The sequence below is a fragment of the Bombilactobacillus sp. ESL1197 genome (genome assembly GCF_058107145.1).
In genome coordinates, this window is record NZ_JBYLTY010000001.1 from 423,639 (window position 1) to 445,615 (window position 21,977).

At 38.4% G+C, this 21,977-nt stretch carries 10 protein-coding genes and 1 pseudogene; 9 read left to right on the forward strand and 2 right to left on the reverse strand.

Features of this window, described 5'->3' with window-relative positions; all coding sequences use genetic code 11:
- Positions 1-148 precede the first annotated feature (148 nt).
- From AC3B6B_RS01785 to AC3B6B_RS01820, 8 genes and pseudogenes are all read left to right on the forward strand, one after another.
- Positions 149-1,204: a D-alanine--D-alanine ligase family protein gene (locus tag AC3B6B_RS01785; RefSeq protein WP_489756998.1), complete on the forward strand. Its 1,056-nt coding sequence runs from the start codon at positions 149-151 to the stop codon at positions 1,202-1,204.
- Positions 1,205-1,584: 380 nt separating this feature from the next.
- A complete protein-coding gene (locus AC3B6B_RS01790; protein WP_489756999.1) occupies positions 1,585-4,089 on the forward strand; it encodes a hypothetical protein in 2,505 nt (834 codons plus the stop codon).
- 503 nt (positions 4,090-4,592) lie between these two features.
- Positions 4,593-7,295 carry a BspA family leucine-rich repeat surface protein gene (locus AC3B6B_RS01795; RefSeq protein ID WP_489757000.1) on the forward strand — a complete coding sequence of 901 codons (2,703 nt, stop codon included), beginning with the start codon at positions 4,593-4,595 and terminating at the stop codon, positions 7,293-7,295.
- A gap of 313 nt (positions 7,296-7,608) precedes the next feature.
- On the forward strand, positions 7,609-7,776 hold the full coding sequence (locus AC3B6B_RS01800) for a hypothetical protein (RefSeq protein ID WP_489757001.1): 168 nt from the start codon (positions 7,609-7,611) through the stop codon (positions 7,774-7,776).
- Between the two features lie 415 nt (positions 7,777-8,191).
- Positions 8,192-8,381 (forward strand): annotated as a pseudogene (locus tag AC3B6B_RS01805) (IS200/IS605 family transposase); the annotation flags it as partial.
- Positions 8,382-8,931: 550 nt separating this feature from the next.
- The gene (locus AC3B6B_RS01810; protein ID WP_489757002.1) at positions 8,932-9,087 is read left to right on the forward strand and encodes a hypothetical protein; all 156 of its coding nucleotides are present in this window, start codon (positions 8,932-8,934) and stop codon (positions 9,085-9,087) included.
- Between the two features lie 222 nt (positions 9,088-9,309).
- Positions 9,310-9,468, forward strand: coding sequence for a hypothetical protein (locus AC3B6B_RS01815; protein WP_489757003.1), 159 nt, complete (start codon positions 9,310-9,312; stop codon positions 9,466-9,468).
- Between the two features lie 224 nt (positions 9,469-9,692).
- Complete coding sequence (locus AC3B6B_RS01820; protein WP_489757004.1) at positions 9,693-9,860, forward strand: hypothetical protein; 168 nt, start codon at positions 9,693-9,695, stop codon at positions 9,858-9,860.
- A 151-nt stretch (positions 9,861-10,011) separates the two neighbouring features.
- On the opposite strand, the gene AC3B6B_RS01825 is transcribed toward AC3B6B_RS01820, so the two are convergent.
- The gene (locus AC3B6B_RS01825) at positions 10,012-13,875 is read right to left on the reverse strand and encodes a pectate lyase-like adhesive domain-containing protein (RefSeq protein ID WP_489757005.1); all 3,864 of its coding nucleotides are present in this window, start codon (positions 13,873-13,875) and stop codon (positions 10,012-10,014) included.
- 493 nt (positions 13,876-14,368) lie between these two features.
- Positions 14,369-18,616 (reverse strand): hypothetical protein, encoded by a 4,248-nt coding sequence (locus AC3B6B_RS01830; RefSeq protein ID WP_489757006.1) that lies wholly within the window; start codon positions 18,614-18,616, stop codon positions 14,369-14,371.
- A 412-nt stretch (positions 18,617-19,028) separates the two neighbouring features.
- Here AC3B6B_RS01830 and AC3B6B_RS01835 point away from each other — a divergent pair, with 412 nt between their 5' ends.
- A complete protein-coding gene (locus AC3B6B_RS01835) occupies positions 19,029-21,695 on the forward strand; it encodes a BspA family leucine-rich repeat surface protein (protein WP_489757007.1) in 2,667 nt (888 codons plus the stop codon).
- Positions 21,696-21,977 lie beyond the last annotated feature (282 nt).

The window sequence follows — 21,977 nt, forward strand, 5'->3', positions numbered from 1 at the left end:
GCTTGGAGTTACTATCACTAAACCTTTCAGTGGTAGATAGCTACCGGGATGAACGATTTTCTATTGGTTCTTTAATTAAATGTGTTATACTCAAGGTTCTAAGTACGACCGATAAATGAACTTCAATTTAATTAAAGGAGTTAAACAAATGAAAATAGTTGTTTTGGCCGGTGGCCGCAGCACCGAACGCAATGTTTCACTATCGTCTGGTGTCAAAATTACCAATGCTTTACGCTCTAAAGGCTACTCTGTAGCCTTGGTGGATTCTTTCTTGGGTCAAGAACTAGCGGCCAATCAGAAGGTTGAAGATCTTTTCACGACGCAATTAGCGGATGAGACCAAGTTAGTGATTGATGATGAAGTGCTCACAGATGAAAAGATTAATGCTTTGCGCACGGATGGCACACGTGGCTTACTTGGCAAAAATGTGCTCCAGATTTGCCAAGCTGCTGACTTGGTTTATCTTGGTTTGCACGGTGAAGATGGCGAAAATGGCAAAGTCCAAGCTGTGTTAGATGTCTTTGATATTCGTTACACGGGTAGCGGTCCCTTAGCTTCCGGTCTGGCAATGAATAAGAAGTTTTCTAAGGAAGTTTTTGTGCAAAATCAAATTCCTACGGCACCTTATATAACGACCAAAACCACGCAAATCGCTCCAGCGGACATTCCGTTTGGTTTTCCAGTTGTGGTAAAACCGGCTAATGGTGGTTCGAGTGTAGGTACGCACATTGTGCGCGAATATGCGGATTTGGCGGCGAGCTTAGAGGATGCCTTTTTATTTGACGAGGAAGCTTTGATTGAGAAGTACATCCAAGGGCGCGAATTTTCGGTGGCCATTATTGATGGCGAAGTTTTGCCACCCGTGGAGATTGTGGTGACGACTGGTTGGTATGATTTTCAGCATAAGTTCCAAGACAATAACCAAACGCAATTCATTACACCACCCGAGTTGGATCATGAAACAGCGCAAGTTTTAGAAAAGTTGACGCGCCAAACTTTTGCGGCCTTAGATATGCAAAATTACGGGCGCATTGATTTCTTGGTAAGTGAAGAAGGGGCTTACGTCATGGAAGCTAACTCACTACCGGGCATGACGCCGCGCTCTTTGATTCCGCGTGAAGCGGCTGCCGTGGGGATTAGTTATCCTGATTTATGTGAGAAGATTATTCAAAGTAAATGGCGTTGGTACGAGCAACAAGCTTAAAATTTAAGAGATAAACAAGACGACTGATGGTTCAAAAAAGCCACAGTCGTTTTTTTATGCTTTAGAAAAACCAATGAATTAATTCAAATGTTACATAATAATGGTTTTACTTTAATATTTTGCATTAAAAAGAATAATCAGTAATTAAATCTAAATATTTTTATATTTATTAAATATAAAAATATATTAGATATAATGAATATATTACTCAACAAAATTCGTGATTCATGGTATACTTTAACAAATGATACTGACAAAAAACTGATGTAATCCCCATCTTTAGGCGTTTTATTATCGATAAAAGTATAACTGCTGCTGTAATTTTGATAATTATATTTTGAATAAATATTTTCTAAAATATATTATGGATAGTGAGGCTAATGCGTAACGATAAAATTTTATCAATAGTAATTTTATTATTTAGTTTGGCTTTGATTTTGCAACTACACGTTAATAATGTTAATGCTGATCCCAATGATGTGACTGCCCCGCTGGTCAAACAAGTGGGGTCAGTTACGTTACCGAATAATCAAGTTTTACAGGCGCCGACCATTACTGTCAGTAATTTGGCAGTTAATCCGCCACAAGCTACAGATATTGATGATGGCTTGACTTGGTCGCCGGCTCAAAACCGGATTGAGCTCGGCCAAACGTCTGCTGTTACGAATAATCAAGGTAAAAGTGTCAATATGGGTTTTACCTTTGGTGGTTGGGGTGATCTTACGATTTCGGGTCAATTAACTGCTAGCCGCAAGGCCAATATCTTCTTACATGATGGTCAAAAAGATAACGGAACTCCCAACAATATTCAAGCTTTCTATGGTGGTGTCAGTATTGGTCCCAGTACCAGTGTTGATTATGCCTTATTAGATAGTACGACGACCTCAATTGGCCAAACAGGGGGAGTTTTACAAACGATGTCTAATTTGACGTATTTTGTTTCTAAAGATGCCAGTGGAAGAGTCCAGGCAGTTAAGATTATGGGATACTTACGTTCTGGGACTTTGGAAGTGGAAGAAGTGTTGCGGACTTCTCGTTACTCAGATGGTGGCGTAGCTCAGGAATTGTATGTTAAGAATGTTTCAACGACGTTACAAAATTATGTGGTAGCTGAAGGGGAAGATACGAAGTTAGAAAATGAAGATCAGATTGGCTCTTATGTTAGTGACCGGGTACCGGTTTATGCCTTGGGGGATAACCGGGGCATGTATATCCAGTCGCCAAATCATCGCTTAAATATTAATACTGATGTCACTGATGGTCCTACGCATTGGCTAGCAGGTTTTTATGGCGATTATATCAAGTGCAATACGAGTGGAGTCAGTACTTTTGCTTATGGCACTGCCGTGTTTAAGGGCAGTAGTTTAGCCAATGCTACTGGTCAAGAGGTTGGTAGTTATCCTGCTGGCTCTGAGTTATTACCAAAAAGCGGCGGTTCCTATCCCGATTCAGCGTATGCTCTGCTGTGGCCAGTAACTAATTTGGCGGTTGGTCAAACTAAGCATTACGCGGTTGATTTGGGAATTAATGCTAGTGCGTATTCTAAACCATGGTTGACAGAAACTTGGCGCAACGTTTCCCGGAGTGATGGCAAAAATTATCCCCAAGATCAAATTGAGTTTGATGTGACTTTAGGTAATGATGGTTTTGCGAGTGCTTATCAAACCACCAACTTAAGTAATTTGCTCCCCACTGATTTCCAAGTTACAAGTGCTAAAATTACTTACGCCAATGGTCAGGACAAAACGGTTGCTTATAATATTGCTAATCGAGGACTGCAATTGAGCCCTGCTGATGCAATTGTACTCAAGGATAACCAAAAGGCAAAGATTACTTTTCTGGGGACAATTAATACGAGTGCTAATGGAACAACTTTAAGTACGACGCCTAAGGCGACAGCCATAGAACAGAATTTAAGTAGTCATCCAACCAGTGATTTTTATGGTTCCACTTTGAGTATTCCAGTTGAAAAATTAACTTTTTCTGCCAATTTAACGCAAACCGCGGTGGATCGTACGCGCAGTTTACCAACCAATTATTATGTTCCCGGAGATACGATTGATTTTTATTTAGACTATCAGATTGCTGCGGATAGTACGGCCACGGCATCACAGCTAGTCTTTACAACACAAGCCAGTGCTGGTTTGAAGTTTGCTAATTATGTTTTTGCGAGCGACGGCATTAATAATACTGATTTAGTAACTACTCATATGACAGATCAGACAAATGCCAATTGGCCGCAAACAATTGTAGTTAAAAAGCGCAGCGGAGAAGCTTTCAAAGCGGGCGATCACTTGCATTTAACGATTACTGGTGTAGCCGTAGGGGATTTATCTGGAGCACATAATAGTAGTTATCAAACTTTACAACATAATGTCAATGCTTCAGCACCTCTCAATTCTGGGCAAGGAAATACTGTTAGCGCGCCAATATTAATATTGCAGCGTGCTAATTTGGCTTATTTTACTGAGGTACCGACGACGATTGATTTTGGTAAAGTCGTGAATGCAGGACAATCCGTGACTAATCGTGCTACCAAGGGAGCGTTAAAAGTTAATAGCTATTTTCAAAATGCGACCGCTCAAGGTTATGAGGTTCGAGTAGCTTATGATAATACTGGTAGTCAAAGATTAACAAACGGTTCAGTTGGCTTAACACCACAAGGAACGTCGTTATTAGCATATCAAGAACAGCCAGTTTTAAGCAGTGGTATTAAGGTGGCCAAGATTGCCCCTAGTTCTGGTACGAGTATCGGCATTAATGAACGTGGGATTGATTTGACTGATTTAGTGGGAGCTAACCAGTGGCAATTACACGCGCAGCGCAATGTTTTACCGGGAGATTATAAAGGAAAGCTAACGTGGTCGATGGTTAATTCGCTGTAAAATTGAACCGAAAATAAAGGGCTAATTGTTTAATTCTTGGATTAAGCAATTAGCCTTTTTTGTGCTGTGAGTGCTGTTGTGTTAACTCTGGATGACAATATTAATTTACAGCCGTCGGCATTGATCATCAACAAATATTTAAAAAAGCAATCTAATTAAAAAATGTCAAAAAACATTTCAAAATTAACTATTAGAAAAAATTGGAAAATATTTGTTATTTGTTATAGATGAGTGCTATAATCTCTTCGAAGTTTAATAATATAAATCTTATTTTTTGAATCAAATTATGTATTATTCAGTTTTTGCGAGTGAATAAATATATAATTTGATTAATTATTTTAGAGTAAAAGATAAAAACAACATTTAAAAGAATTAAATATTATCTGACTATTATTAATGATGAGACTTAAAAATATCTGATGGCAACTTTGGATTAAACACTGTTTAAGTAAAAATAATCAATCCTGAACGGGGCGATTAACGAGAGAAGGGTGGTGCAGGAAATGTTTAAATCTGGCAAGTTAGTGCTCATAACTGCGTTGTTGTTATTCGTGATGAGCTGGGCATGCTCGCAGCACACGGTCGTATTAGCGACTTCTCAGCGGGGACAAGCAGCTACATCTCGCATTCAACAGCAAAGTAATACTAAGAGTTCAACAACTATAACCACGCAGCCAGTGCTGCATTTATTATCTGTACCGCAGAATTTAACTCGGTCCCCTGCACCGGCTCCAACGTTGAACAATGTCATTAATGTTCAAGCTGATCCAACAACTGCGGTTACTTCGGGTACGTTGGGCAGTTGTTATTGGTATTTATCTGATAACAATACGATTTTAAATATTAATGCTGGAACTATAGGAACCGTGAACAATACAATGCCTGGTGAAGATCCTAATGGCACTTACCGGAATCGTTGCGGTCCTTGGATTGCTTATCGCGACCAGATTACCACTGTCAAGATTGCCCCCGGCGTGAAAACAAATAGTGATTGTTCTTATTTATTTGCTAATTTAACTAATTTACAGCAGATTGTTGGTTTAACAAACTTGGATACTAGTCAAGCTACTATGATGGGAAATTTATTTCGAAGTTGTACTTCATTAAAGAAAGTTGATTTAAGTAATTTTAAGACTGTGAATGTTAATAATATAGAAGGAATGCGCAGCTTGTTTTTCGATTGTGCAAGTTTGACGGATATTGATCTGAGCAGTTTTAATACCAGTAATAATCATGACATCGGTTATATGTTTGATAACTGTTCCAGCTTAACGCATATTAATTTTGGTAATAACTTTGACACGAGTCAAGTAATTAATCTGAGCTACATGTTTTATAATTGTACTAAGCTACCGGAGATTGATTTTGGTCAGAAGTTTGCTACAAGCAAAGTTACTAATATGGAAGCAATGTTTTACGGCTGTTCCAGCTTAAGTAATTTAGATTTAAGTTCTTTTCAAACTAGTAAAGTGACTGATATGGGATGGCTGCTTTATGGGTGTTCCAACTTGTCAAAAATCACCTTCGGTGCGGGATTTGATACGAGTAATGTAACGTTAATGAAGTCAATGTTTAATCAGTGCAGTCATTTGACCAGTTTGGATGTTAGTCAAATTAAAACTTCATCAGCTACTAATATGTCGTATATGTTTTATGGCTGTTATAACTTACCAACTTTGGATTTAAGCACCTTTGACACTAACAAAGTCGCGAATATGTCTTACATGTTTTATGGGTGTTCTAATTTGCAAACTTTGAATTTAAGTTCCTTTAACACTGCTCATTTGACCGGCATGACTCAAATGTTCACTTTGGATTTGAAACTGTGGAAACTACAATTAGGTACGGATACCAAGTTTACGAATTCTCCGGATTTAGCAATGCCCCAAGCAGGACAAATCTCAACTTACAATGGTTACCAATATGAAAATGTAGGTGGTTGGCAAAGCGTTGCTGGCGGCAGTGATATTGCCCCGGCAGGTACCATTTATTCGAACAGTGATAGTTTAAATAGTCATTTAGCAACCAATCATATTCTGCCCGAAACATTAGTCTGGCAAAGAAAGTGGGCCAACACTGCGCCAACATTAACACCGACTCAAACCAGTTACACCTATGCGCAAGATTGGAATAGTAACCAATTACCGCCATTTGAGTTTGATGTTCGAGTTCAAGATCCTGATAGTACGACCGTGGCACTGTATTACTCTATTGATAAGCAGTTGGTTAATTTAACAGATATCAAAAAGTGTCAGCAACTAACAGCTTTCTCGGGCACTAGTTCGGCTCCGATTAATACCACTTACCCAGCTCAAATTAAAGTTGATTCTGATCTCAAGACATTAGCTATACCGAAACAAGGTGGACATCAAATCTACCTATATGGGGTTGATAGTGGTGGCCAATTTACGACGATTAATCCCCGAGTTACCACGGCGCAGTTGACAATTAGAGAAAATAGTAAAATTACGGTGGATACGGTTGACCAAAATGGTAATCCGTTACCTAACGCTGAGGAAACCGGCAACCGACCCGCGGCTTCTTATTATGGTTCGGTAGGCGAGACTTTGAATCTTGCCCAAGATACGACTAATTATCCGGACGATATTTATACCAAATATCATCGTTATCATTTAAAAACACGCCCTGCTTCAGTGACCTATCAATCAGTCGCGAATGCTGATGGTTCCAAACCAAGTGCTAATCCTGTTGAAGTCAAGATAGTATATACCGAGGTCGGTAGCCTAATGCTGCAAGGTGTTCCTAATAATTTAGATTTTGGCACTAAGATTATTTCACAAAGTAGACAATTAAACCATTTGCCTGAGAGTTCATCCAACCAAAACTTGCAAGTGGTGGACACTACCCAAAAGCCTAATTGGCAATTATTAGTTAGGTTATCAGAACCATTGACGAATCATAATGACGATTTGTTGAGTAATGTTTTGAAATATCAGCAAAGAAGTAATGGCGCTTTAGAAACAGTAGGTACCAATGATACTTTGGTAGATAGTAAAACAGCGACTGTTGATACTATTCAGACGCCTAAGATTGACACAACAGATATTTCAAAAGCTTGGTGGTCTGCTAATGGGCAACAAGTAGCTGGATTGATGTTAGATTTGCGCACGGCTTTGCTTAACCTTCAAAGTGGTCAATATCAGGGACAATTGACGTGGTCAATCACTAATTCGTTGATGAATTAAAAATGATTGTTGGTAATTGCATTTCAAATAAACCAAAAGTCATTGGAGCTTTTGATATGAACAACAAAAAATCGTCCTACTCTAACTTTGGCAAGTTATAGGGCGATTAAAAATGTCTTAATAACGTAGTCACCGCCTTTAAAGCGGATCGTTCAGGGATTGGTGTACTAGCACCAGTCCCTTTTTCAATACATTTTTGGCAAAAATCATTTTTCAAAATTGAAAAGTCATGCAGTTTAAGTAATATGCTACAATAGTTAGTGCGATAAGTTTTATGGGCGGTGACTGTTTGTTCTCGAGGGGGTGCTTGCGTATGAGAATACGGAAGAATCAACAGAAAGGATATCCAGTCTTACTTGAATACCTATCAGGTATTGACGTTGATGATTGCCTTTGGCACACTAGTTGCCGCAATCATGAACAACAAAAAGTAACAAAAAACCGTCCTACATTAACTTTGACAGGTTATAGGACGATTTAAAATAGTTTTATAACAATTGTCACCGCCTTTAAAGCGGATCGCTAAGGGATTGGTGTGACAGCACTAATCCCTTTTTCAGTATCAATGATAACACATGCTATAATATTTTTGTACCCTTAAGTATTTAGCAATAGAAAAATCTCAAAATGTAATCCAGCTCCAAATTTTTAGCAGATTTGGAGCTGGATTTTTTGGCTTATATAAGATGAAAATAAACCACAAGTTTTACTTGTGGGGGTCAGAAATAGCTTTAGCGTTAAAAACTCCCTTTCGATATAACAGTTTTTGGCTACCAACTAATACTGTTATCGAAAGAGAGTTTTTCTAATCTTGAAACAAGATATTAATAGCCTATCACATTATTTTTACGCCTAAATATCGTAGAAAAATACTCTAAGTAAGGGGAGCAGTCATAATTCATGAACGACATGCCAATTTAGAATATAATTATGGCAACCTTAGTTTTTGGGGTTTGGGGATTTTACGCAAGTACTGTAGGATTAAATCAAAAGACGATCGCCAAATATATACGCGATCAAGAAATGGAAGATCGGATCCAATATAGTATTAGTAAAAAAGAATATATTGATCCATTTAAAAATTAAGAACAAATAAAAATCACGAGCAGTAGTGGTTGGTAGTGTTTTGTTGGGCCCCTTAAAGGGGCTTTTTACTTAATGAAAAGAGATTAAGCAATATGTTAAAATGGTTTCAGATAAAGTAAATGCTAAGGCGGTGGCTATTCCAGAAATGGGGTGGTGCTTATGGTGTAATAACTGTAAACACAATTCTAAGGAAGGGAGTAGCCGATTGAAACTACTAGCCATTGCGTATTTAGTTAACAGTTTTGTTAACGGAGTACGTACGGTTGTAGAAATTGTCAAGTTGAAAAACAAGACAAAAAAATAATCGCCTTAGCCGTGCAAGGCTAGCGATTATTAAATTTACCAAAATTTAGTAGCTGCTGTCTTAGCAACCTTATCTAAGGGATTGGTGTACTAGCACCAGTCCTTTTTCATTACCAATATAACATATTCTTTAGCAAAAATCATTTTCTAAAATTAATAAGTGGCTCACGCTAATCGATGTGCTAAAATAATTAATGCGATAAGTTTTATGGGCGGTGACTGTTTGTTCTCAAGGAGGTGCTTGCGTATGAGAATACGGAAGAATCAACGGAAAGGATATCCAGTCTTACTTGAATACCTATCAGGTATTAATGTTAATGATTGCTTTTGGCACACTAGTTGCCACAATCATGAACAACAAAAAGTAATAAAAAACCGTCCCATGTTAACTTTGACGAGTTAGGGACGATTGTAGTCTTTTAACAATTTGTCACCGCCTTTAAAGCGGATCGCTGAGGGATTGGTGTACCAGCACCAGTCCTTTTTCATTACCAATATAACATATTATTCGGGAAAAATCATTTTCTAAAATTAATAAGTGGTTCACGCTAATCGATATGCTAAAATAATTAATGCGATAAGTTTTATGGGCGATGACTGTTTGTTCTCAAGGAGGTGCTTGCGTATGAGAATACGGAAGAATCAACGGAAAGGATATCCAGTCTTACTTGAATACCTATCAGGTATTAATGTTAATGATTGCTTTTTGCACACTAGTTGCCGCAATCATGAACAACAAAAAGTAACAAAAAACCGTCCTATTAATAACTTTGGCGAGTTATAGGACGATCAAATAAATTCTATAATTTAGTCACCGCCTTTAAAGCGGATCGCTGAGGGATTAGTGTTTGGAGCACTGATCCCTTTTTCAACATTATAATAACATATTATTCGGGAAAAATCATTTTCTAAAATTAATAAGTGGTTCACGCTAATCGATGTGCTAAAATAATTAATGCGATAATTTTTATGGGCGGCGACTGTTTGTTCTCAAGGAGGTGCTTGCGTATGAGAATACGGAAGAATCAACGGAAAGGATATCCAGTCTTACTTGAATACCTATCAGATATTGGTATTGATGATTGCTTTTGGCACATTAGTTACCACAATCATGAACCACAAAAAGTAATAAAAAACCGTCCTACAGTAACTTTGGCAAGTTATAGGGCGATTTAAAATTGTTTAAATAACTAGTCACCGCCTTTAAAGCGGATCGTTCAGGGATTGGTGTGTTAGCACCAGTCCCTTTTTCATTATTAATTGTAACACATTACATATTATTTTAATAATATTAGCTTGGCAGTTGGTCTAGTTAAAACTCAACTATTTATTTTAAGCTGTTTTGCACCGTCCAAGTCAACGTACCGCCCTGAGATCCAGGTTTTAACGCAGTGTCGTTGGCTGGAATCTTTAAAGCAAGTCCTTGCTTAGTAGCAGTGGAAGGATTAAGCTGAATGTCCTTTTTTTGATTGGCAGTGAGTGTGCCAGTGAAAATTGTTGCAGGATCAGCTAAAGCGGCGGCACTCTTTGTGGTTTGATAATAAATTAAGGGTGTCAAAATTTTATTACCGTTGAAACTGGCTAAGAGAGAAACGTTAGTGGCACTTTTAGTGTGATTCGTTAATTTGGCAGTAGCGCTAGGCGTATTAGAAAAAATCGTTTGATTTTGGTGCTTTAAAATCACACTAAAACCTAGTTGCTGAGGAACATCTAATTCAATATCTGGTTCAGTAATTAAATAATTGAGAATTTTACTCTGGCCTAAAAAATGAGTGCTTTTGTCTGCAGCAACCGCCAGTAATTGGTCACTGTGACCAGTTAAACGACTATTGTTCTTACCGACAACTTGCAGTGGTTGTTCCACTGTGAAAGTGGTGTTAGCCGGAATTTGGCCGTCACTAAAGCCAAATTCCTTGCCCGTTAAGGTATAGGTATCTTTGGAATTCGTCGCTACTTGGATGGATTTTTGGTCATCAGGAGTCTTCGCAGTAAATGTCAGTTGCGGACTAGTTGTTGCTACCGTAGAATTAGAAGTTAAACTACCTAGCTTAAATTGAACCGTGTCTAAAGCATGTTGCCCCATCGGTTTAAAAGTGGTTTGCAAATGATTAGCGCCCCGACTGATAGTATTTTGTCCCTTGTTAATCTTTTTCACAGTTTTGGTAACTGAGTACTTAGGAAACGGCAAGACTTTGTATTGATAAGTAGCCTGGTCTTCTTTTTTGAGTGGATAATCGTTTGTAGGACTGGCATCATCTTGACCGCGGAACTGTAGTTGGTGAGTCGAGGTATCGCTATCGGCTTGGTTAGTGATGTTATCAATTTGCCAAGAAGAATCTTTGATGGGTTCCTTGTGCGAAGTGATTGCAATGTGCTTTTGTAAATCAACGTTGCGACCGTCATTTACCTGACCCGTAATACTAATGTTATTAGCAGTTGCATCACCATCAAAATAAGTCAGGGGAACTTTAACCGTATCACCAATTAAATATTGATCCACTTTATCGGGGATTCCTAAAGAAAGGTTGGTAACCCCGATGGTTTGCTTAGGCGTTTCTTGAAAATTCGACACCGCACTTAACTGCAAAGTATCACTGGAATTAAATTCTAAATGAGCTGTGGGGTGCAGCGTATTGTAATTAGCTAACACTTTTTGTAAATCGATATCGTAATTTTGCACGGTCGAGTCTTTTGCATCAGGGGTCCACTTAATGGCAGTGTCGGCAACGTATTGCGGCATGGCATCAACACTATCAACTAAGGAACCGAGATTATCCGGATCAGCCACCCCATCTTGCACGCCTTGATCGTCGGCCAGCAACATTCCGGGGGTAACCGGCAAAATTGTATTAGCATTTTTGATTCCATAGGCTTGCTGGGAGTTGGTCACTGTCCCTAAGTCATATTGTTGACCTAAGCGATTGAGTACCAGGTGCATTAAAGGTGGAGTGGGGTTAAAACTTTCTTGGGTATCATCGCTGTAGGGTTGGACGCTGCCTTTGATATGCATGTCTTCACTGGCATCTTGGTGAGGGATGATTTGCGCGGTGTGATTGGTGATGGTCGGACTCCCGAGCTTGCCAAAGACGATTTTGTGAAACTCTTTGCCGTGCATAATGCTTAACCCTTGATTTAGTTGCATTAAATCCGCTTGTTTAGCATAAATTTGTTTGTTACCAGATTGGAATAAGGTGGCGGGAATAGCCCAATAAGCAAACGGGACATCGATTCTTTGGACTGGAACTTTATCAAGGGTCAGTTCGGGGTAATTAGCAGTTCCTAAAGACTGCGATGGTCCAGTGATTGGTGAAGGATTACCTTGGGCGCTAAAAGTCGTGTTTTGGACGATAACGTCACCGCCCGCACTGCTGTCATTACCACCTTCAACGTTGACGATATGAGCATTGTCGTTATCGTTGTTACCTAAATCTAGCATGATTTCCTTAGGGTTATAAATATTCAAATTTAAGCCCGCATCCGTATCTAATAAATTCATACTATTGCTTGTTTGTTTGGTGCCGGTTTCGTGTAATTTAAAAACGCCATCTTTTTTGATGGTAATGTTCATTTTGGAACCAATTCGCATTAAATTACCAAATCGGGGATTTAGGGTAGTACCACTACCGCCAAAGTCGTGTAAGTTATTAGACTGCACATCAAAAGTCCCGTGATCTAATGTGATATTTCCGCCGTTGAGATCGACTAAGGGGAGACTGTGATTGAGCGTACTTTTGGCATTGGGGCTATCAGGCGTAATATATTTGCCGTAGTCGGCACCGTGATTAGAAGCGTAACTAGCGGCATCGCCGACGGCTTGCGCGGAGGTATCCTTGATATTGCCTTGGTCATCTAATAAATTGTTGGCATCTGTTTGGTAATCCATGGTACTTTGGTCATTACTTTGCAGGCGAATAATGGGAGAGCCACTGGCTTCTTTGTGGAAGTGAATACTGCTGGCTCCAGAAACATAAATGGCACCAGCTAAATTAGTGGTACTGCGCAGTGCATTGGTGCCGTCAGAGTACTGGCCTTTGGCGGGAGCATCGTTAGAAATAATATTTAATTGCGAATTACCGTAAAGGTCAATATCAGAAGTGGCATTAGAGTCTGATGGGTGCATCACTAAGGCGTAATTATGATTTTCCACATAGCCAAAACCGCTATTTTCACCTGATTGGCCGTGGGGGTAGAGGTAAACTTGGGCACCATCTTTTAAGACCACGCTGTTTTTGGGCCCTGTTAACTCAATCCCGTTGCCATTATAGGTATAGCCGGAGAAATGGCTGTTTTTATCAAAAGTAATCCGCGAAGCTTCGAAGATTTGTTGGTTACCGTCGGAGTCAGTTGTGTAGACTTTATCGTGGTACTTATATTTTTGAACGGAGGACAAACTAACCCGATTCTTAATGATAATTGCAGTCGTGCCGACGCCATTCAGTGAGTTATGGGTTTGTGAACCCACGTAATTGACATTATCATAAGTGATTTGGGTGTAACCGCCAGCGGCTTGAATCGCCGCGTTATCGGTTAAATCAACATTTTGTGAATTACCGGAATTACCTGCAATGGGTCCCCAGTATGAAGAGCTAAACAAATTAACATCTTTTAAAGTCCAGTCTTCTTTATATAAGTTGCTGGTCACTAAGCCCGCGTTATTACCCTTTAGCGCAATGCTATTGTAACCAAAATTGAGCGTATAGCCTGCACCGTCAATGGTTAGTTTGAAGTGGCGCGTGAAGTCGTAACTATAGCCACCACCGCTAAAGCCATACACACCGGCATTAGATAAATCCAGATTATTTTTTAAAATAATGTGGTCAATATGTGAAACGCCACCTGGAGCTTGGTCATCATAGACGGCTTCTAAAAAAGCTTTGGGTGTCGAAACATATACGGTATAGGTATTGCCGACATCGGGGTTTGTTCCGTCGTAGATAATTTCATCCATATCAGAATATTGGGGCATATCCGGATAAGCGCTGCCCGAGCGGGCGGGATTATCCAGTAAAGGGGATGCTTGTAATGGACTAGTAGTTTGGGTGTTAGGAGTCTGTTGGTTAACAGCACTGATTAGTTGTGCATCGGCGCCTGTTTGTGGTTTTAGTAGATCAGCTTTAACTTTAGTTGAGAAATTGCTACTAATAAAGACTATGAATAATAAATAGAATATAAAATTGATTTTTTTGGTCATTTATCTTATCTCACCTATTTTTATTACATTATGATTAGGAAAAATATTTTTTGATTAAAAATATTGCATTAATTAATCTGGAAAGCTAAGGTATTATAAACCTATATCTACTGCTAGGCAAGTAATCTAGTAAATAAAATTAAGTAAAATAATAAAATGAGTATTTGTGGTAAAATATTTCACGATGTTAAGCAAAAATTGATTTTGTAAGCGAAGCCAGATTTTATAGACTATTTTCCAAAAAGCAGTTCAAAAAATTATTTTTTATGATTAAAATTAATTTAGACTAAGCAAAAGATTAAATTAAGAATTGCATTCCCTCAGATAGTTAGATAAAATAAAAAGGGTTTGTTACAGCCTAAACTTACTTTAGGTAAGGGTTGCCTAAGTGATAGACTGGTACAAATTATTATTAATGAATAAAAAAGCCAACTAGAATTTTCTAGTTGGCTTTTTTGTGTTCTATCTGAATTACATTGTTCGGGGAAGGACGTTAATTAACGAGACTGTTGGTAGCAGTCCAGGTGATGCTAGCCGATTGGGGCTCTTTTGCTAAAGCTTTAAGGCTACTGTCGTCTTTATCTATCTGCAAATAGGGCCCAATATTCGGACTAGCGGCTTGTTTATCAGTTGATAAAGTTAATTTTTGTGTTTGCTGACTGGGGAATTGTTGATCTAAGACGGTTACTGGTGCTGCTAGCGCTGCATTCGTAGTACTGTCGGCAGTAGTTGGTGCTTCTTGGAAGTAGAACAAGTCTCGAATTGTTGAATTTTTGGCATTAACTTGCGCCGTCAATTGAACATTCAAAGGAGCGACATAGTTATTGGTTAGAGTAACTTGTGGATCAGTGTCAGCAAGCTTTTTAGGAAAGATTTTTTGTTCTTCACCCTTTAAAATTGCGGAATAGTCTAATTGCTGAGGGACGTTCAAACTAAGATCCGGCAACCCGATACCATAACCGTCCGTAGCTAAATTGTCGGAATCAGCTAATTTAATTTGAGTACTATCAGCACTTTTAGAATACATACTATCTGTGCTAGGAATGAAAGAGCCACTGTCATTAGGAAAAGTAACTGGTTGCTTAATCGTAAAGGTCGTATCTGCAGGTAAAGTAGCAGAGTCAAAGCCAAAGTCGGTACCAGTTAGATTATAGGTGTTATCGTCAGGCACAGTAGTGGGGCGATAAGTACCACTTTGACCAGTGGGCGTAGTAGCAGTAATAGTCAAACTACCATTTGATTTGGCCGGGGTGTCAGCACTAGCACCATTGAGTGCACCAATGATAAATTGGACGTTACTTAAATCGTGATGACCAACTGGTGTAAAGTCGGTCTCTAAAGTATTGCCCCCCTTATCAATAGTTTTGCCATCATGATTAACCTTCGTTAAATATTTTTTGCCGTCATACTTTGGGTAAGGCAGAACTTGATAATTATAAGTTAATGGTTGATCAACGCCTGTCATTGGATAAGCGTTAGCAGGATCCGTATCATCGTGACCACTAAAGGTTAGTGTGTGATGAGTATCTGTTGAACTGTCTGTGCTAGTAGTATCAACAGTTTTAGTGATTCCGGAGATATTCCACTTGTTAGTAGCTTCTGCTTTATGATCATAGGTGTCGGCAAACGGTAATGAGCCGCTACACGTTTGTGAAGCACCATTATCAGTCACACTTCCAGAAAGAGCGACGTTTTTAGCATCACTGTCACCATCAAAGTAAGTGACAGGGACATGAACATCTTCCCCTAATAAATATTGGTCAATATTTTTAGTAGTATTTAGGAATAAGTTGGTGATCTTAATGTTTTGCAACGGCGTACTCTGGAAGTTAGTAACAGCGCCTACTTGAATCTCATCGTTGGACTTTAATGGTGGCAATTTATTAGTAGGATTTTGGTCATCATAGGTAGCGATAGCTTTTTTGAGGTCAATACTGTAATCAAAAGTAGAGCTATTGGAGTCGCTACCATCATCCGTTTGGGTAATGGTTAACGGCTTAGAAGTGTCGGCGGCGGTATTGGTAGCTAGATATTGAGGTGCAGTATCGGTAAAAGCTCCTAAGGTATCCGTGACACCAGTTTGATTGCCTTTACTATCAACTCCTAAAATGTTCGGGCTAACAATTGAAAACTTATTGGTAAACGGAATACCGTAAGCTTGATCAGCATTAGTTACGGTACCTAAATCGTAAATGGTGCCATCAGCGCGCTTAACCTTTAAACTGATTAAAGGTGTAGCAGGCGTGAACGGCGTATCACCATCAAAGTGTTTGATGGAACCGGTGATCAGAGAATCATCTTTATCTTTAGTCTTGTGATCGGGGATGATATAGCTTGTGTTGTTGTTAATTAGGGGACTGTCCAATTTGCCAAATTGAATTTTATGAAATTCCTTACCTGCCATAGCAGTTAACGCACTATTTAACTTATCCAAGTCACTATTGCCGGTTGTTTGATTGCGGGCGTAAACAGCGTTACTACCAGATTGAAAAAGATTAGCAGGGATAGCGTAGTATGTGAAAGGTACGTCAATTCTTTGTAAAGGAATATTATCTAAATTAATATCGCCACTACTGTTCATGACACCTAAATCAGTTAAATGTTCAATATCACTAGCACTAATTTTACTGATATCAGTACCTAAATTGCCTGCTGGTCCCTTAATAGTTGAAATATTACCATCAGCACTAAAGGTCGTGTTCTTAACGTCAACGTTTCCACCCTCAACAGTATTACTACCACCGTTGACGTTTACAATATGTGTATCGGGATTGTTATTAGATCCAGCATCTAGTGCGACTTTTTCTGGATTAGAAATATCCAAGCTTAAGCCATTATCTGCTCCTAATAAGGTCATTGGCTGGTTGGTAGTACCTAGTGCTTGTAAATTAAAAATACCATCTTTTTTGATAACAACTTTCATGGGACCAATATGCATGATATTGCCATTAAAAGCTCCGAGGTTATCGGCTTCAATTTCAAAAGTTCCATCTTCTAGTGTAGCTTGTCCACCACCAGCAAAATCAACTAAAGGAAGGTTTTTTCCCCAAGATAAGAAAGTGTTGCCGACTTTATCATTAGATTGTTGGTATGGGCAATCATTGCTATATAAGTAATTAACGTATTTACTGTAGTCTTGATTGTAATCAGTATCTGCTGTATCTGCAGTGCTTTGCTCTGTCGGAGCAGTTACTGAACTAGCACCAATAGAGTCTTTTTCTAATAGATTTTTGCTGTCATCTTCTTTACCATAAGGGTGATCTGCGTCTGGATCATCGTAATACATATTGTTTTGATCATTACTTTGTATACTAATAGTAGGAGAATCACTAGTGCTGTGTTTTTTGTGGTAGTTGATATTGGTAGTTCCAGATAGATATAATCCACCTCCTATGTTGCTAGTTACGTGTCTTAATTTATCAGAACTACTAGAAATATATTGTCCTTTTGTTGGTGCATCGTTATCTATTACACAAAGCTTTGAATTATCATATAAATCTATATTTGATGTTTTTGCGACAGTAGTAATCCCATAAGGCATCGAATTCGAATCTCCTGCCCACTCCATATCATTATTACCATGCGGATAAATATATACTTTTGCATTATTTTTTAAGGTTATATTTGCAGAAGTATTTGAACCTAATCTAATACCTGTACTGTCATAAGTATATCCTGTAAAATAGCTATTTTTATCAAATATAATATCGGCAGCTTCAAATATTTGCTGATTACCATTTTCGTTGTTTGATGTGTTGTATACGTCAGTTCCGTATTTATACCTTTCAATAGATGATGAACTTACGCGATTTTTAATAGTTATAAGAGTATTTGCGCCACCTGTTACTGAGTTGTGCAACTGGGATCCAATATAATCTAAATTATCATAAGTCATTTTTGTATAGCCACCGCCGCCTTGGCTAGAACCGGCGGATAATTGTTCATCTGAAAGTCCTTTATCAGCTAGAGAAGCAAGCCCTGTATTAGCAGCTACAGGACCCCAGAAAGAACTTCCATATAGATATGCATTGCACAAAGTCCAGTCTTCTTTATATAGATAACCCTTCGGAACAGTACCACCTGAACCACCAGGTCCCATTATGCATATACTGTGGTCACCAAAATTTATAGAATGGTTGTTTGCATCAATTGTTAGCTTAAAATGTCTGGTGTAATTATAACTAACGTGGTCAGCGCCTGGTTGAAAACCAAAAGCATCTAATGGCTCACCTAGATCTGGTTTTGCTAAATTTAAATTTTTTTCTACTACTATATTATCAATGTGTGAAATACCATCAGAATTGGCACTGTAAGGAACACTGTTATGTGAACTTGCTCCACTTGCTTGTAAGTCATAAACAGCTTCTAAAAAAGCTCTTGGTGTATCAACATAGGCAGTATAAGTATCCGTGTTTCCTTCACCAAGACAGAATTTTAAGTCTTTAGAATTCTCAGGGTTGGGTTTACTGTCGGGGACAATTGTCATGTCATCGTAAGTTGGCATATTCGGATAAGCTACACCATCTTGGCTATCATCTTTTAATAAGGGAGACTCTCTAGTTAATTCTTTTGGATTAAAATCGGGTGTTTTTTGAATTGCTGGATTTTTTGTGTAGGATCCAATTATCTCGTCGTTTGGTGTAGTCGGCTTCAATAAGTCAGCCTTTACAGGTGTCAGTTGAGTTAGGGAGATAATAGCAGTAAAGAGAATAGTAGATAAAATAACTTTAATTTTGTACATAAATACGACCTCAATTGAATTTCTAGAAATTATTCAAAGTAATTCATTAATAAATATGCTGTCGATTTTTCATAATGTATGAAAAGTATGCGCCATCATTATAATTCCTTCTTTTTTATTAATCAAATGAATTGAATTACAGTTATTTTGCATTTTTTTGTTATTTGTTTTTAATTTAATAAAAATCTGTCAAATTTGATTCGAATGTGAAATTCAATGAACTACTCAGTAAAGTAATCCGTTACAGTATGCTGTTACTTTTAAAAACATTAAACATTTGCTTTTTAATCAAAAAGTAACAAATAGATTGGATCGTATCGAATAATTTTAATCAAAAATGACTTGTGATTTAAAATTATCAAGATATAATTAAATTTGTTAAATAAATCACTTGAATTGAGGAGGAGTTCTTTTGGATAAGAAACGATGGCTAACCACAACGGGGACACTATTAGGTTTGGTGTGTGGCTTAGCGGTAACACAACAAGTGGCTGCGGACACAGACCAGACTAATCAATCAGTGGCGGTGACAACACCGACAACCTCAGCGCAAAATGTTGGTGATGATAATGTTGGGGCGAACAACGAAGCACCAACCACAGACGCAAGTGTAACTCCTGCACCAGCATCAACGGATAATGTGGAGCCGAGTTCTACGACAACTACAACAAGTGTTAATTCGGCAACTAATGATAGCGCTTCAAATAATGTGAATGTTACTACTAATGTTGCTTCGACAACGACGCCGACTAATCCAACACCTGACGCTACTACAAGCGAAGTCATTGCAACAGGAACTTGGGGCACCAGTAATTGGGATTATGTCCACCAAGGTGACGATTATACGTTGACTTTTCATGCCGGTACGCTGGGGGAAGGACACCGGTATAACTTGTATGTCAATGGGATAGATACAAATGACGATCCAATGGATGAATATGAATATGGAAGCATTGGTGGCGACCCGGATGTGTTCCATAAAAACTTTAAGTGGATTGATGAGCTAACACAGATTCAATTTGATCCCGGAGTGGTTGCTAATGCAAATTCTTCGTTCTTATTTGCGTACTTACCAGTCAAACGAATTTTGGGTTTGAGTAATTTAGATATGTCTAATGTTACAACTACGCAGGGGATGTTTCGTAATATTCAATTAACAGCCGATTTAGATTTAAGCCGCTTTAATACCAGTCATGTGACGAACATGCGGGGCATGTTTGGTCGGGGTTCTTATGGCAATTTGGATTTAAGTAGTTTAGATACATCCGATGTTACAGATATGAGCGATATGTTTGCTGGTAGCAAGTTCACTAGCTTGAATACTAGTAAACTGAATACTTCGAAAGTTACCACAATGAAAGAAATGTTTAGTGATTTAAATTTGCAACATTTGGATTTAAGCAGTTTTGATACGTCTAATGTAACTGATATGTATGGTATGTTTTACGGCGATTATTATTTACTTCGTTTAGATGTCAGTAACTTTAATACATCAAAAGTTAATACGATGTATGGCATGTTTGCTGGATGTTATAATCTAACAACTTTAGATTTAAGCAACTTTGATACATCCAAAGTAACAACCATGTACGGTATGTTTTATTTTTGTCCTAATTTAGTTGATTTAAATGTTAGTAATTTTGATACTTCCCAAGTTACCAACATGATGGGCATGTTTGATGAATGTGGAATAAAGACAATTGATCTATCATCATTTGATACTTCTCAAGTTACCAATATGCGAGGTATGTTTGCGTGGGACCAAGATTTACAAAGTTTAGATATTAATAATTGGGACGTTTCTAATGTGACCAGCACGTATGGAATGTTTTTTTACTGTTCATCTATAACTGACTTAGATCTGTCCAATTGGGTGATTAAACAAGGCACAGATATGGCAGGAATGTTTTATTCCATGCATTCTTGTGAAAATTTCAAAGTGTTTCAGCTGACAATTGATAATCCAGATGTTTTAGGTACTAAGATGTCCAGTATGTTTGGATGCATAGATGCGATATACAGCTTAGACTTAAGCAATTGGCGTATATTATGTCCTGGAGTGGTGGAAGGTATTGAAGATATTTTCTCTGGTATTCCATTGAACCACATTGTAGTTGGTTCCAATATACCTTTGGATGGAGTGTCTTGGGATTTTCCTGAAGTAGGAACTAAGATTCCAGGAACTAATAAAACTCTGCTCTCACAACATTGGGTCGCAACAAAGGGTTACCAGCAAGGAACTAAATATACGCCAGAAGAACTTGCGCAAACTACTGATCGTGACCAAATCACTACCTATGATTGGGACAGCGAACCATTCGTACCTGATCGAGTTGAGAAAAAAGCCGTAACACGCACGATTAATATCCATCAACCCGATGGGCGGCTGCAAACACAGACGCAAACGATCACTTTGAAGCGCAATGTTCATTATAATGATGATGACACAGTGGATTATGGCGACTGGTCTAAGGATCAATGGGATGCTTACACTGTGCCAACTTTTGTGGGTTATCAAGCCAGTCAAGCTGAAGTACCCGCGCAAACAATTAATGCGTATGATTCTGATCAGACGGTTGATATTTATTACACACCGGTGGAACAAACAGTGACGATTCAATATTTAGATGATGGTCAAGAAGTTGGTACGCAAACTTTGACGGGTTATGTGGGTGATGTCTTGACGCTTAATTATCATGCTCCGCAGGGTTATGAATTATTGGAACAACCGCAAGCCACAATTACCATTGATGGCTCTGGTCAGCAGATTATTCAAGTTGCAGTTGATCATCAAATTCAAACTAGTTCACAAACTAAGACCATTCTGCGGACGATTAATGTCAATTATCCCAGTGGCATGACTAAGAGTTACGATCAAGTTGCTGTTTTGAAGCAAAATCTGTACATTGATCAAGTTACCGGCAAAAAGGTTTACGGCACTTGGAGTACGGGCAACTGGGATGAATTTTCGGCACCAGTGATTAGTGGTTATACTGCTAGTCAAGCAACGGTTGCCGCACAAACAGTCACCAGCAATGACCAAGATCAAGTGGTGGATGTTTACTATACTAAGAACTAAATAACTGGTATTTTCTTCCAGTTGTGTTATTCTAGTGATAGAAAAAGAGCCAGTGCTGGACACACTGACTCCTTAGTAAAGTTGCCAAAGTAGCGACTATTGAATTCTTTATAAATCTTATAGTCATCTAGCTCTGCGAAAGCTAAGGATGGCTATTTTCTTGTCTTGTTTATCAACTTGACAAGTTCTACGACTATGCGGACTAATCCAATGAAACTATGGATTAGATAAGCAATAGCTAGTAGTTTCAAATTGCTATTCCTTTCAATGGAATCTGGGATT